General features: G+C 60.2%; 17 protein-coding genes. 8 read left to right on the plus strand and 9 right to left on the minus strand.

Annotated elements, in window-relative coordinates; translation table 11 throughout:
- Positions 1 to 12: 12 nt before the first annotated feature.
- Positions 13 to 1,191, plus strand: a complete 1,179-nt coding sequence (metC, locus tag AC0IXS_RS11130; RefSeq protein WP_057410877.1) for a cystathionine beta-lyase — start codon at positions 13 to 15, stop codon at positions 1,189 to 1,191.
- Between the two features lie 3 nt (positions 1,192 to 1,194).
- Here the strand turns inward: metC and AC0IXS_RS11135 are convergent, their stop codons facing one another.
- A complete protein-coding gene (locus AC0IXS_RS11135) occupies positions 1,195 to 1,836 on the minus strand; it encodes a DUF1109 domain-containing protein (protein ID WP_057410876.1) in 642 nt (213 codons plus the stop codon).
- Positions 1,833 to 2,405, minus strand: coding sequence for a sigma-70 family RNA polymerase sigma factor (locus AC0IXS_RS11140; protein WP_057410875.1), 573 nt, complete (start codon positions 2,403 to 2,405; stop codon positions 1,833 to 1,835). The genes AC0IXS_RS11135 and AC0IXS_RS11140 overlap by 4 nt, the downstream gene beginning before the upstream one ends.
- A 265-nt stretch (positions 2,406 to 2,670) precedes the next feature.
- On the opposite strand from AC0IXS_RS11140, the gene AC0IXS_RS11145 reads away from it, so the two are divergent.
- From AC0IXS_RS11145 to dxs, 7 genes are all read left to right on the plus strand, one after another.
- Complete coding sequence (locus tag AC0IXS_RS11145) at positions 2,671 to 2,940, plus strand: BufA1 family periplasmic bufferin-type metallophore (RefSeq protein ID WP_057410874.1); 270 nt, start codon at positions 2,671 to 2,673, stop codon at positions 2,938 to 2,940.
- A 26-nt stretch (positions 2,941 to 2,966) separates the two neighbouring features.
- On the plus strand, positions 2,967 to 3,812 hold the full coding sequence (gene bufB / locus AC0IXS_RS11150; RefSeq protein ID WP_320471314.1) for an MNIO family bufferin maturase: 846 nt from the start codon (positions 2,967 to 2,969) through the stop codon (positions 3,810 to 3,812).
- Positions 3,809 to 4,603: an HvfC/BufC N-terminal domain-containing protein gene (locus AC0IXS_RS11155; protein ID WP_122668907.1), complete on the plus strand. Its 795-nt coding sequence runs from the start codon at positions 3,809 to 3,811 to the stop codon at positions 4,601 to 4,603. Before bufB ends, AC0IXS_RS11155 begins: the two co-directional genes overlap by 4 nt.
- A complete protein-coding gene (locus AC0IXS_RS11160; protein ID WP_057410871.1) occupies positions 4,578 to 5,039 on the plus strand; it encodes a DoxX family protein in 462 nt (153 codons plus the stop codon). Before AC0IXS_RS11155 ends, AC0IXS_RS11160 begins: the two co-directional genes overlap by 26 nt.
- Positions 5,040 to 5,114: 75 nt before the next feature.
- Positions 5,115 to 5,360: an exodeoxyribonuclease VII small subunit gene (locus tag AC0IXS_RS11165; protein WP_004883751.1), complete on the plus strand. Its 246-nt coding sequence runs from the start codon at positions 5,115 to 5,117 to the stop codon at positions 5,358 to 5,360.
- On the plus strand, positions 5,357 to 6,244 hold the full coding sequence (locus tag AC0IXS_RS11170) for a polyprenyl synthetase family protein (RefSeq protein WP_122552681.1): 888 nt from the start codon (positions 5,357 to 5,359) through the stop codon (positions 6,242 to 6,244). Before AC0IXS_RS11165 ends, AC0IXS_RS11170 begins: the two co-directional genes overlap by 4 nt.
- A 157-nt stretch (positions 6,245 to 6,401) precedes the next feature.
- Entirely contained in the window at positions 6,402 to 8,297 is a 1,896-nt protein-coding gene (gene dxs / locus AC0IXS_RS11175) for a 1-deoxy-D-xylulose-5-phosphate synthase (RefSeq protein ID WP_057410869.1), read from the plus strand.
- Positions 8,298 to 8,503: 206 nt separating this feature from the next.
- Here the strand turns inward: dxs and AC0IXS_RS11180 are convergent, their stop codons facing one another.
- The 7 genes from AC0IXS_RS11180 to AC0IXS_RS11210 all read right to left on the minus strand — a co-directional run bounded on the left by AC0IXS_RS11180 (position 8,504) and on the right by AC0IXS_RS11210 (position 13,545).
- The gene (locus AC0IXS_RS11180) at positions 8,504 to 8,923 is read right to left on the minus strand and encodes a hypothetical protein (RefSeq protein WP_057410868.1); all 420 of its coding nucleotides are present in this window, start codon (positions 8,921 to 8,923) and stop codon (positions 8,504 to 8,506) included.
- Positions 8,920 to 9,537: a GTP cyclohydrolase II gene (gene ribA / locus AC0IXS_RS11185; RefSeq protein WP_471824629.1), complete on the minus strand. Its 618-nt coding sequence runs from the start codon at positions 9,535 to 9,537 to the stop codon at positions 8,920 to 8,922. Before ribA ends, AC0IXS_RS11180 begins: the two co-directional genes overlap by 4 nt.
- 150 nt (positions 9,538 to 9,687) lie before the next feature.
- The gene (gene thiL, locus AC0IXS_RS11190; protein ID WP_191957675.1) at positions 9,688 to 10,653 is read right to left on the minus strand and encodes a thiamine-phosphate kinase; all 966 of its coding nucleotides are present in this window, start codon (positions 10,651 to 10,653) and stop codon (positions 9,688 to 9,690) included.
- Positions 10,654 to 10,669: 16 nt separating this feature from the next.
- On the minus strand, positions 10,670 to 11,167 hold the full coding sequence (gene nusB / locus AC0IXS_RS11195) for a transcription antitermination factor NusB (RefSeq protein ID WP_004883745.1): 498 nt from the start codon (positions 11,165 to 11,167) through the stop codon (positions 10,670 to 10,672).
- On the minus strand, positions 11,164 to 11,640 hold the full coding sequence (gene ribH / locus AC0IXS_RS11200; protein ID WP_002555427.1) for a 6,7-dimethyl-8-ribityllumazine synthase: 477 nt from the start codon (positions 11,638 to 11,640) through the stop codon (positions 11,164 to 11,166). Before ribH ends, nusB begins: the two co-directional genes overlap by 4 nt.
- 129 nt (positions 11,641 to 11,769) lie before the next feature.
- Positions 11,770 to 12,861, minus strand: coding sequence for a bifunctional 3,4-dihydroxy-2-butanone-4-phosphate synthase/GTP cyclohydrolase II (gene ribBA, locus AC0IXS_RS11205; protein WP_025995567.1), 1,092 nt, complete (start codon positions 12,859 to 12,861; stop codon positions 11,770 to 11,772).
- Positions 12,862 to 12,882: 21 nt separating this feature from the next.
- Positions 12,883 to 13,545 (minus strand): riboflavin synthase, encoded by a 663-nt coding sequence (locus AC0IXS_RS11210; RefSeq protein WP_471824632.1) that lies wholly within the window; start codon positions 13,543 to 13,545, stop codon positions 12,883 to 12,885.
- Positions 13,546 to 13,558: the final 13 nt, after the last annotated feature.

The following is a 13,558-nucleotide window of genomic DNA, read 5'->3' on the forward strand; positions in this document are numbered from 1 at the left end:
CGGAGCCCCAAAATGCCGCACGACAAAGACCCTCGCGCCCACACCGCCCTGTCGCAACGCGGCCGCAGTGCAGGCAGCGGTCCGGGGTTGTCGGTCAATCCGCCGGTCGTGCGAATCAGTACGGTCCTGTTCGACAGCCTCGCGGCCCTGCGCGAAGCGGAAGTGCGGACGGCCGGGCCTGAGCGTTCGCTGACGTATGGCGCCAACGGCAACCCGACGGCGTTTGCGCTGCAGGACCTGATCAGCGAACTGGAGAACGCCCACGGCACCTGCCTTTATCCCACCGGGCTGGCCGCGGTGGCACAGATGTTTCAATCGTTTTTGCGTCCCGGCGATCATGTGCTGATGACCGAGTCGGTCTACGGGCCGGTGCGGCGTCTGGCCAACACGATGCTGAAAGCGTTCGATATCCAGTTCGATTACTACGCTGCGAATGGCAGCGATATCGAATCCCTGATCAAGCCCAACACGCGCATGATCTACGCCGAAGTGCCCGGTTCGCTGACCTTCGACATGTGTGACCTGCCTGCGCTCTCGCGGCTGTGCAAAGCGAAAAATCTGTTGCTGGCTGTGGATAACTCGTGGGGCTCGGGTGTGTTGTTCAAGCCGCTGGAATTGGGTGCGGACATCTCCCTGATGGCGCTGACCAAGTACGTGGCCGGGCATTCTGACGTGATGATGGGCAGTGTCAGCGTTACCGAAGCCCATTGGAAAACCCTCAGGACCATGAATACCGCTGTTGGCAATACGGTCAGCCCGGACGATGCGTATCTGGTGCTGCGCGGCGCGCGCAGTCTGGCGGCACGTATGGCCATGCATGAGCGTCATGCCCTGCAGGTTGCGCAGTGGCTGCTGGAGCAACCGCAGGTGGCGCGGGTGCTGTACCCGGCACTGGAGAGCGATCCGGGCCATGCCATCTGGAAGCGGGATTTCCATGGCTGCAATGGTTTGCTCAGTTTCGAATTCAAGACGACCGATCGTCAGGTGCTCGACCGTTTCGTCGGTGCCCTTAAGCTGTTCGGGATCGGTTATTCGTGGGGCGGTTTCGAAAGCCTCATCACCGAGATTGAACAACATGGCCCCGATCGCGGTGACGGCCCGATGCTGCGCCTGCAAATCGGTCTGGAAAGCCCGGACGACCTGATCGCCGACCTGCGGTCAGGTTTCGCCGCGGCCTTGTACTTGTCATAAGTTCTACCAGCGTAGTAAACGACGCCCAAGGGAAGCGCCCACAAGCGTGGGTACAAGCATACCCATAACGTACCAGATGCCCCAGAACGGAACCCCCATCTCGGGGCAGTGCAGGCAATAAGCGATGGTGGCCGTCGCACCAGCCAGTAAACCACCGCAACTGCCCGCCAACGTCGGACGGGTCGGTGCAAGGCCGCGCAGCGCCCAGAAAACAGCAACGAATCCCGGAATGGAAAGCATCGTGATATTCAATGCACAGACCCGCCAGGTTCTGCCGAATACCATGTCCATACGCGCGTCGGGCGCAGCAGTAATCAGCGCCAGCAAACCTGCAAGCCACACCACAGCCAGCGTCGCGGCGACCCAGTAGCGGCCAGCACCACTGGTCATGCCAGGCCGGGCCAGGCGCGTCACCATCAACCATGCACCGACCGTCAGACACAGCGGCAGTGCCACCTTGGCCCAGAAAAGCGGCGTTACGGAGACCTGAGCGATGTCGTGACGAATTCCCAGCAGCATGACCACCAAAAGGGAAGCACTCAACGAGCCGATCAGTACGGAAGTGCCGATGCGCCTGGCAATCACGTGAGGGTCGACCGGCAAGACATTCGTCGCCAGCATCGATATCAAATCATCAGTTTTCATCGTTTACCTCCAATCATCGCCGCCAACGCCTTGAGCCCGCGGTGTATGCCAACCTTTACGGCTGATTCAGAAAAACCGGTGATTCTGGCTGTATCGGTAACCGACAATCCCTCAAGTTTTACATGCCGGATCGGCAGCCGCTGGCGATCCGGCAATTCGTTGAGCAGCTTGTCAAGATCGCGACTGGCCTGAGCGGGCTCCAGATGCGGCTCGGCGAACAGCTCGACTGCATCGTCAAGTGAATCGTTAAGCCCATCGCCCCGGCTACGCTGGCGAAAGAAGTCGCTGACTTTGTAGCGGGCAATCGCAAATACCCATGCCGTAAGCGGTTGGTCGGTCTGGTACGTCTGACGCCCATTGTGCACCGCCAGTAAAACCTCTTGCAGAACGTCTTCAATCTGCTCTGGCTGACGCTGAAGACGCGCCCGGAGAAAGCCTCGCAGGTGATTGCTCAATTCCGAGAGGAAAGACCGGTAAGCCGTTTCATCACCCTTGAGCCCCGCCAACAAAAGGGCCTGAAGATGAACTTCACGGTCTTTCAGCATCTTGTCATGTGTAGTTCGGTCCATCGCTCGCCCTGGTTACACCACCGGAAATTATTTTTGCTACCGCTGCCGCCGAGCCTTGACCCGACAAAGCTACGCCAGTGAAAGCCGAATCCGAGGTCTGCGCAACCGATTTAAAAATCAGGCAGATGAAGGCGCTGAAAAATTATTCGAAAAATATTTTCAGGTCGCTGTAACCCATCCTCGATAACCGGCGAATTACCTTTCGGATCGCAGACAAGCCAATCACGGCTCCCACGTCGCGGCCACCTGATCTCGGAGAAACATCATGAACAACCTCAAACTCGCCGCAATCGCTGTTGCTCTGTCCTCGTTCGCTGCCGGTGCAATGGCTGCCGAACAGCCTGCTGCTGTCGCCATGGAAAAATGCTACGGCGTTGCAATGGCTGGCAAGAACGATTGCAAGGCAGGCGCTGGGACCAGTTGCGCAGGCACGTCCAAGACCGACTATCAGAGCAATGCCTGGAAAAACGTACCTGCTGGAACCTGCACCTCAATCAAGACGCCGAACGGCATGGGTTCGCTGCAAGCCAAGTAACGGCCAGTCAACGGGGCGCACCGATCATGAATAACACGCTCAGGATGGAAGCAGGTCTGGGTCTCAAGGCCGACCATTATGCACAGGCCCTTGAATGCGAGGCCAAAGGCTTGTGGTTTGAGGTACATCCAGAGAATTACATGATCGGTGGTGGCCCTCGCCTGTTCTGGCTGGAGGCAATCGCAAGCAGTCATCCCATGTCACTGCACGGCGTCTCGTTATCACTGGCGGCTGACTGCAGACCCGATGACCTGCATCTGAAACGTCTGAAGACGTTGATCGACCGGGTTCAACCCGCGCTGGTTTCCGAACACCTGGCCTGGTCGGCATGGCGCGACCAATATCATCCGGACTTGCTGCCTTTTCCCCGAACCAGCGAAGCCCTGGAGCGCATCGCCAGCAATATCCATTGCACACAGGAAGCGCTGGGACGATGCATCGCCATCGAAAACCCGACCCATTACCTGACACTCGAAGGACATGAGTGGACAGAAATCGACTTTCTCGTCGAGCTGAGCAAAAAGACGGACTGCCAACTGTTGCTCGACGTCAACAACGTCCACATCAGCGCCCATAACCTTGGCTTCAGTGCCAATGCCTACCTTGATGCCATCCCTGCGCAGTTGATCACAGAGATTCATCTGGCCGGGCATACGAATGATCCCGGCAGCTCTTCATTGCTGATCGACTCCCACGACATGCCCATCGCCGAAAGCGTCTGGGCGCTCTATCAGCGACTGATCGAGCGAATCGGCTCACGCCCCACGCTTATCGAGCGGGACGACAGGATTCCGGCATTCGAAGAACTGCTTCAAGAGCGCGACCGTGCGCAAACACTGCTACAAGGCCAACGAGAGGCAGCCATAGCATGACTAGCCTGCTCGCCGACTTTCAGGATGACTTTGCTCACGCACTGAAGGGGCAGGCGCCTTCCAGCCTGAGTCACCTAATTCAGCAGCCCGGTTTCAGGGTGTATCGCAACACAGTGATGAAGGGCGTCAGCGATGCGTTGATTGCCAACTTTCCGACAGTCGAACGTCTGGTGGGAAATGATTGGTTACGTGCAGCCGCGCTGGCTCATACCCTCGAATCGCCGCCTGTTGACGCAAGGCTGCTGTTCTACGGAATCGACTTCCCTGACTTCCTGGATAGTTTCGAGCATGCCCGACAACTACCTTACTTGGGTAACGTGGCTCGGCTGGACCGCCTCTGGATCGACATTCATTGTGCCCCCGATATCAAATCCCTGGACCTCTCGACACTGAGCGACCTGACACCTAAGCAATTGCAGGAGTTGCGTTTAAAACCTGGGCCTGCAGCAGGCTGGCGATGGTTCGACGAACAACCGGCGTACACCCTCTGGCGTTGCAACCGGGAGCACCTCGACATTCCCGACGATCTCCAATGGCGCAGCGAAGGCGCACTGTTCACACGTAAAGCCGGGCAGGTCGTCTGGCAGCAGCTCAGTCTGGCGGGTTACACGTTTCTGAATGCCTGCGCTGCCGATCTGCCCTTCGGCCAGGCCATGAAGCTGGCATCCGACGCACTGCCGGATATGGACCCAAACGAACTGTTGTTTCAGTTATTGAATGCCGATGTGTTCATTTCCCCACCCGACCCGCCTGCAGGAGATTTCCATGAACACATTACACACCGCGCATGAAGGCGTCCGCGCTCGCTGGAATCACCTTGTCTGTTATTTACAGACGCATATCAGCGACTCGTTTCTGTCGCTGGTGATTCGACTTGCTGTCGCAGTGCTTTTTCTGCTGTCAGGGCGCACCAAGGTCGAGGGCTTTCTGGATATCACCCCGAGCACTTACGATCTCTTTCGAAACGAGTACCACGTGCCGTTGATCAGTCCTGAGCTGGCCGCCCACCTGGCCACCTATGCTGAACATCTATTTCCGATGTTATTGATCGCGGGGCTCTTTACCCGGCTATCAGCCATTGCACTGCTGACCATGACCGCAGTCATCCAGATCTTCGTGTACCCGGACGCGTGGCCTACCCATCTGTCATGGGCTGGATTACTGTTGTTTCTCATTGGTCGCGGCGCCGGTGTCATGTCGCTGGACAAGCGGTTGGGGCTCCGTTGATCCGAGGCCACAATTTGCTCCACGGGCGTCGCTCTGCTAGTGTCGCCCGGTTTAATCTCTACCGGAAATGCCCTCATGGCCCGCAAGAAAGCTGCACTGGATTTCGAACAGTCTCTCGCTGATCTGCAAACGCTGGTAGAGCGACTGGAGAATGGCGAGTTGTCACTGGAAGACTCTCTCACCGCCTTCGAACAGGGCGTGCGTTTGACGCGCGACTGTCAGAGCGCTCTGACCGCTGCCGAGCAGAAGGTTCAGGTGTTGCTGGAGCGCGATGGTGAACTGGCCGAAGAGCCTTTCGACGACGCGGAATTGCCTGAATGATTGCGAACTATCAAGCGCAAAGTCAGGCCCGCGTCAACGCGGCGCTCGAAGGTCTGTTTCAAGCCCCAACCCCTGAATTGACCCGCCTCTACGACGCCATGCGCTACAGCGTGATGAATGGCGGCAAACGCGTGCGCCCGTTGCTGGCCTATGCAGCATGTGAGGCACTGGGTGGTGTCGCGGAAGATGCCAACGGCGCGGCCTGTGCGGTCGAGCTGATCCACGCCTATTCGCTGGTGCACGATGATCTGCCTGCGATGGACGATGATGATCTGCGTCGCGGCCAACCCACGACGCACAAGGCGTTTGATGAAGCCTGCGCGATTCTGGCGGGCGACGGCCTGCAGAGTCTGGCGTTCACTGCCCTGCTCGCCCCGAACCTGACCTCACGTGACGCGCAGACGCGCCTGCAGATGGTCAGCACTCTGGCGACAGCTGCCGGTCCGGCCGGCATGGTGGGTGGTCAGGCGATCGATCTGGGTTCGGTGGGTTTGAAGCTGGATCAGGCTGCACTGGAATACATGCACCGCCACAAGACCGGCGCGTTGATCGAAGCCAGTGTTCGACTGGGCGCACTGGCCAGCGGCCGCGCCGACCAGACACAACTTGATGCACTTCAGGTATATGCCCGGGCAGTAGGCCTGGCTTTCCAGGTGCAGGACGACATTCTCGACGTGGAAAGTGACACCGCCACCCTTGGCAAACGCCAGGGCGCCGACATTGCCCGCGACAAGCCGACCTACCCGGCCTTGCTCGGGCTCGAAGCCGCCAAGGGCTACGCCCTGGAGCTTCGCGATCAGGCGCTGACTGCACTAGACTTGTTCAGTAACGCAGCAGAACCTTTGCGCGAACTGGCCCGTTACATCGTTGAACGCCGTCACTGATCAGCATTACCGACCATCGAAATCGGGTGAATCAACAGCGCTTCATCCGGTCACAGTCATCAGGTCCGGTTCAGCCGGACGCCGCTGATGCACTTCATGGGCAGCTTGCGATGCATAAGGTAAACTGCCGCCTCTTTTACTTATAACGATTCGCCTGATGCCCACGACGTTCAAAGAGATTCCCCGCGAGCGCCCGGTTACGCCGTTGCTCGACCGAGCCAATACACCGGATGGCCTGCGCCTTCTGGGTGAAGCCGAGCTGGAAACCCTGGCCGATGAGCTGCGCCTGGAACTGCTCTACTCCGTTGGCCAGACCGGAGGGCATTTTGGTGCCGGTCTCGGCGTCATCGAGCTGACCATCGCCCTGCATTACGTGTTCGACACGCCGGACGACCGCCTGGTGTGGGACGTTGGCCATCAGGCCTACCCGCACAAGATCCTGACGGGCCGTCGCGCACGCATGTCCACGCTGCGCCAGAAAGACGGTGTCGCGGCATTCCCGCGTCGCAGCGAGAGCGAGTACGACACGTTCGGCGTTGGTCACTCCAGCACCTCGATCAGCGCGGCCCTGGGCATGGCGATTGCCTCGCGCCTGCAGGGCAGCGACCGCAAGTCCATCGCCGTGATCGGCGACGGCGCACTGACGGCGGGCATGGCTTTCGAGGCGTTGAACCACGCCCCGGAAGTGGCCGCGAACATGCTGGTCATTCTCAACGACAACGACATGTCGATCTCGCGCAACGTTGGCGGGCTGTCCAACTATCTGGCCAAGATCCTTTCCAGCCGCACGTATGCCAGCATGCGTGAAGGCAGCAAAAAGGTGCTTTCGCGCCTGCCCGGTGCCTGGGAAATTGCCCGTCGCACCGAGGAATACGCCAAGGGCATGCTGGTGCCCGGCACGCTGTTCGAAGAGTTGGGCTGGAATTACATCGGGCCTATCGACGGTCACGACCTGCCGACCCTGATCGCAACGCTGCGCAACATGCGTGACCTTAAAGGCCCGCAGTTCCTGCATGTGGTCACCAAGAAAGGCAAGGGTTTCGGGCCGGCGGAAGTCGACCCGATCGGCTACCACGCGATCACCAAACTCGAACCGTTGAATGCGCCTGTCGCGATCCCGAAAAAGGTCAGCGGCCCCAAGTATTCCGGTGTGTTTGGTCAGTGGCTGTGCGACATGGCTGAAGCGGATTCACGGCTGGTGGGCATTACTCCAGCCATGAAGGAAGGCTCGGACCTGGTCGATTTCAGTGAGCGTTACCCTGAGCGTTATTTCGACGTGGCGATTGCCGAGCAGCACGCCGTCACGCTGGCAGCAGGCATGGCCTGTGAAGGCAGCAAGCCAGTGGTCGCGATCTATTCAACCTTCCTGCAGCGCGGTTATGACCAACTGGTGCATGACGTGGCGGTGCAGAATCTCGACGTATTGTTCGCCATCGACCGCGCCGGTCTGGTGGGCGAAGACGGCCCCACGCATGCGGGCAGCTTCGACTTGTCTTACCTGCGCTGCATTCCCGGCATGGTGGTGATGACGCCGAGCGACGAAAACGAACTGCGCAAGATGCTCAGCACCGGCTACCTGCATAACGGTCCTGCCGCCGTGCGCTATCCGCGCGGAACGGGTCCAAACGCCGTAATCGAAAAGGACCTTGAGCCTGTCGAAATCGGCAAGGGCATCGTGCGTCGTCAGGGTCAGGGCGTCGCGATTCTGGTGTTCGGCGTGCAGCTGGCCGAAGCCTTGGTCGTTGCGCAGAAACTGGACGCTACAGTCATCGACATGCGCTTCGTGAAGCCGCTCGATGAAGCACTGGTTCGTGAGGCAGCAGCCAATCACGAACTGTTGGTCACGCTCGAAGAGAACGCCATCATGGGTGGCGCGGGCGCGGCGGTCAGTGAGTTCCTGGCGCGGGAAAACATCCTCAAATCCGTGCTGCACATTGGCTTGCCGGATGTATACGTCGAGCACGCCAAACCTGCGCAGATGCTGGCCGAGTGCGGCCTGGATGCGCCAGGGATCGAAGCGGCGATCAACAAGCGGCTGACGCTGATTTGTTGAAGCGGAAACAGTGAAGGCACCCACTTGATCGTTCAGCAGCCCTCAGAACGTTCGCGTCCACTCTCGAATGTGACGCAGAGCGTCACGGGCTGCATACCCACGCGGAGCATGGGCACGATCGGCGTCCTTGAGATCACTGATTGTTCCCACGCTCCAGCGTGGTAACGCATCTCAGGACGCTCCGCGTCCGCGCTCCCCCACTGCCATCAGCCTAGCTGCGATGGAATCCGATACAGATACAGCAACACCACGCTCGAAAACGCCAGCAGGCAGACGGGCAATGGGTGCAGGCCGAAGAGCACGGCAATGGCGGAGATCCAGGCAGGGAGCCCGGCATAGAGGAAGGCCAGACGTCGAACGGCAGCAAGGTGCAGCCAGGCGGCAGGTTCCTGAGGGGTGTCGAGTGCGGTCTGGGTGGTGATCAAGGCACGCTTGTAAGCCCCGAACGGCTTGAGGCTGACGAACATCGACCCCACGCCTGCGACGAACAGCGGAAGAGCCAGCACGGTCATCATCGGTTCGTTACTGCCGAAAAACAGGCAGACGACCAGCAACGGCGCAAGGGTGAGGCCGAGCTGGCGCCACCATGCCATCGCCAGTCGCTGGCGAACCTGACTGCGGGTCAAGCGGGCCCAACCTCGCTCTGATGCTCGTTGCCCATCATATGGCCCAGCTTGCCGGCCTTGGTGGCCAGGTACAGCTTGTTATGCGGATTCTGACCGGTGTGCAGCGGCACGCGCTCCGCAACCTTGATCCCCATGTCGGTCAAGGCTTTGACCTTGCGTGGATTGTTGGTCATCAGACGCAGCGACTGGACGCCCAGATGCTGGAGCATTGGCAGGCAGATCGCATAGTCGCGCTGATCAGCCGCAAAACCCAGACGCTCGTTGGCTTCAACGGTGTCAGCACCGCCGTCCTGCAATTCGTAGGCGCGGATCTTGTTCATCAGGCCGATACCGCGACCTTCCTGACGCAGGTACAACAGCACGCCACGGCCTTCGGTGGCAATGGCGCGCAAGGCGGCTTCAAGCTGGGAACCACAATCGCAACGCTGACTGAACAAGGCGTCGCCAGTCAGGCATTCGGAATGAACACGACCCAGAACGGGGGCGCCATCTGCCACGTCACCCAGACTCAGGACAACGTGTTCACGCCCGGTTGCCGACTCGATGAAGCCGTGCATGGCAAATTCTGCAAAAGGTGTGGGCAGTTTGGAAGCGGCGACAAATACGACGGGCACCGTGTGCTCCTAATCAGTATGAAGACTGGAAATTCGCAAGATTTGCATTGTAACAGCAGGCTCCTGCAGACGCTTAGGCTGAATTCTCGGGCATTCAGATCGTAAAGTTCGATCGATAGAACCCGATCGAACCCCAAGCGGGCGGGACATTCACGACCCACCCCGAAAATGCTGGTAACCACGGGTCGACGGCGTGACGTCCTGCCCATCGCCATCGATCAGCGCGACGCCCTGCCCCACAACGACTCGGCCGATGACATGCACCGGCCAGCCGGCTTCCAGCAAGGCCGCCAGATGAACCGGTGGCAGCGTGAACGCCAACACGTAGTCATCGCCGCCGCTGAGGGCCTTTTGCCGAGCGGACTGAGTGTCGAAAAGCGTAAGCAGTTCGGCGGACATTGGCACTGCGTCGCGCTCGATCAACAGTCGGACACCCGATGCGTGGGCAATATGTCCACAGTCGGCGAGCAGGCCGTCGGAAATGTCCAGCGCGGACGTGGCCTTGCCACGCAGCGCCTGGCCGAGCGCCAGTTGCGGCTGAGGCGACCAATAGCGCGCCAGCAAAGGCTCTGCCGCAGACGGCTCGGCGTTGCGCTCACCCAGGACCAGCGGCAAGGCTCCGGCAGCGTCACCCAGCGCACCACCGACGCACAACAGGTCGCCTTCCCGGGCACCGCCGCGTGTCAGCGCCAGCCCGGCGGGCACACCGCCAAACACAGTCAGCGTCAGGCTCAGCGGCCCACGGGTCGTGTCGCCGCCGATCAGGCTCAACGAACACTGCTGCGCCATCCGGCTCAGCCCGAACGCGAACGCCTCGAGCCAGTCGATATCGACGCTCGGCAAGGTCAAAGCCAGGGTGAAGCCGACAGGACGCGCGCCCATGGCCGCCAGATCACTGGCAGACACCGCCAGCGCGCGCTGGCCGAGCAGAAAAGGGTCGCAGACGTCGGGAAAATGCACCCCGGCAACCAGGGTGTCGGTGGAGATCGCCATCTGTTCACCGGACGGCAATGCCAGCAAGGCGCAGTCGTCGCCGATGCCCAGCGCCACTTCTTCGCGCGCCTGCGCACAGGGCGCAGCGGCGAAGTAATGACGGATCAGCTCGAACTCTCCCATGAAGGTCAGGCGCTGATCAGCGCTTGTGGGCCTTCACTTCGACTTCGCGCAGACGCGGTGCCAGCTTGTCCAGCACGCCGTTGACGAACTTGTGCCCGTCAGTGGAGCCGTAGACCTTGGCCAGCTCGATGCCTTCGTTGATCACGACGCGGTAAGGAACGTCGATACGCTTGAGCAATTCGAAGGTGGACAGGCGCAGGACTGCCAGCTCGACCGGATCGAGTTCTTCGATGGTCAGGTCCAGGCAAGGCGACAGCGCGGTGTCGATCTCGGTCTTGTTGGTGGCAACACCGTGCAGCAGCTCACGGAAGTAGGCGCCGTCAACGTTGCTGAAGTCGTTGTCGACACGGAACTGTGCCTCGATTTCGTTCAGCGAATGACCTGCCATGTGCCATTGGTACAGGGCCTGGGTCGCCATCTGACGCGCTTCGCGACGCTTGGCACTCTTGCCTTTGGCGGCCTCGGGCGACTTGGCATCGCGCGGGTTGAACTGATCGGTATCGTCGGAAATCACTTGGCCTCCAGCTGCGACAGCAGACTGACCATTTCGATGGCGGACAAGGCAGCTTCAGCGCCCTTGTTGCCAGCCTTGGTGCCGGAGCGTTCGATGGCTTGCTCGATCGAATCGACCGTCAGCACGCCGAAGGCAACCGGAACACCGAACTCCATGGAAACCTGAGACAGGCCCTTGACGCACTCACCGGCGACGTATTCGAAGTGCGGGGTGCCGCCACGAATGACTGCGCCCAGCGCGACGATGGCAGCGAACTCGCTGCGTTGCGCAACTTTCTGCACAACCAGTGGAATCTCGAAAGCACCCGGCGCACGGATGATGGTGATGTCGCTTTCGCTCACGCCATGGCGTACCAGCGCATCAACGGCACCGCTCACCAGGCTTTCCACGACGAAGCTGTTGAAACGGCCAACCACCAAGGCGTAGCGGCCTTGGGGGGCGATGAAGGTACCTTCGATGGTCTTCAAGGTCATTCGGTGAGTCTCGTATTAAAGAGCAAGCCCGCCTTGAGGCGGACTTTGGAGGATTTTAGGCCACGAATCACAACTGTCAGGCCGATGGACACGAAAAACAGGCTTTCGCGTGCATCGACCTGCCGGTATTTATTCGGAGGGCACGTATTCTACAACTTCCAGATCGAAACCGGATATCGCATTGAACTTCATTGGTGAACTCATCAGGCGCATTTTGCGTACGCCCAGGTCACGAAGGATCTGCGAACCCGCGCCCACGGTGCTGTAAGTGGTCGGCGTCTTGATCGGTTGTTGCCCGGCCGTTTCGCGAATATGCGCCAGAACCACGTCGCCATCCAGCGGATGGCCCAGCAGCAGAACCACGCCGCTGCCCGCCTTGGAGACCGCGCTCATGGCAGCTCTCAGGCTCCAGCGGCCTGGCTGTTTGACCATCAGCAGATCGCGCAGCGGGTCCATGTTGTGCACACGCACCAGGGTCGGTTCTTCAGCGCAGATCTTGCCCAGGGTCAGTGCCAGGTGGACGTCACCTTCGACCGAATCGCGATAGGTCACCAGGTTGAAATGCCCCAGTTCGCTGTCCATCGGTTGCTCGGCAATCCGCTGAACGGTACGTTCGTGGATCATCCGATAGTGAATCAGGTCGGCGATGGTGCCGATCTTGATGTCGTGTTCGAGGGCAAATGCCTCAAGCTCAGCGCGACGCGACATGGTGCCGTCGTCATTCATCACTTCGCAGATCAGGCCGCTCGGTTCGAAACCGGCCATGCGCGCCAGGTCGCACGCGGCTTCGGTATGACCGGCGCGGGCCAGCGTGCCGCCTGCCTGAGCCATCAGCGGGAAGATATGGCCGGGGCTGACGATGTCATCTGCCTTGGCGTCCTTTGCAGCGGCAGCCTGCACGGTGCGCGCACGGTCTGCAGCCGAGATGCCGGTGGTCACGCCTTCGGCGGCCTCGATTGAAACGGTGAACTTGGTGCCGAAACCGGAACCGTTGCGCGGCGCCATCAGCGGCAGCTTCAGAGTCTCGCAGCGCTCGCGGGTCATCGGCATGCAGATCAGGCCACGTGCGAAACGGGCCATGAAGTTTATGTGCTCAGGCTTGACGCATTCGGCGGCCATGATCAGGTCGCCTTCGTTCTCGCGGTCTTCGTCATCCATCAGGATGACCATCTTGCCCTGGCGAATGTCTTCTACCAGTTCTTCGATACTGTTGAGCGCCACGCGGCACCCCCTTCAATCAATTCAGGATTTGAGGTAGCCGTTCTCGGCCAGAAAGCTTTCGGTGATGGTGCCGTGACCCGGCTCTGCGGCCTTGTCGCCCAGCAGCAGACGCTCCAGATAGCGCGCCAGCAGGTCGACTTCCAGATTCACCTTACGGCCTGGACGGTAGTCGGACATGATGGTCTCGCTCAGCGTGTGCGGGACGATGGTCAGCTCAAACTCGGCGCCGTTGACCGAGTTGACGGTCAGGCTGGTGCCATCGACCGTGATCGAGCCCTTGTGGGCGATGTACTTGGCCAGTTCGCGCGGCGCTCGCACACGAAACTGGATGGCGCGGGCGTTATCTTCACGCGAGACGATTTCGCCCACGCCGTCGACGTGACCGCTGACCAGATGACCGCCCAGACGCGAGGTTGGCGTCAGGGCCTTCTCCAGATTCACGCGGCTGCCGGCCTTGAGGTCAACGAAGGCGGTGACGGTGAGGGTTTCACGACTGACGTCGGCCCAGAAACCGTCGCCGGGCAGTTCGACGGCCGTCAGGCACACGCCGTTGACGGCGATGCTGTCGCCCAGTTGGACGTCGCTCAGGTCGAGCTTGCCGGTTTCCACATAAACGCGGACATCGCCGCCTTTAGGGTTCAGTGCGCGGATGCTGCCGATGGAAGCGATGATGCCGGTAAACATGAGTCCTCCTGGA

This window comes from Pseudomonas sp. AC016 (genome assembly GCF_979253365.1).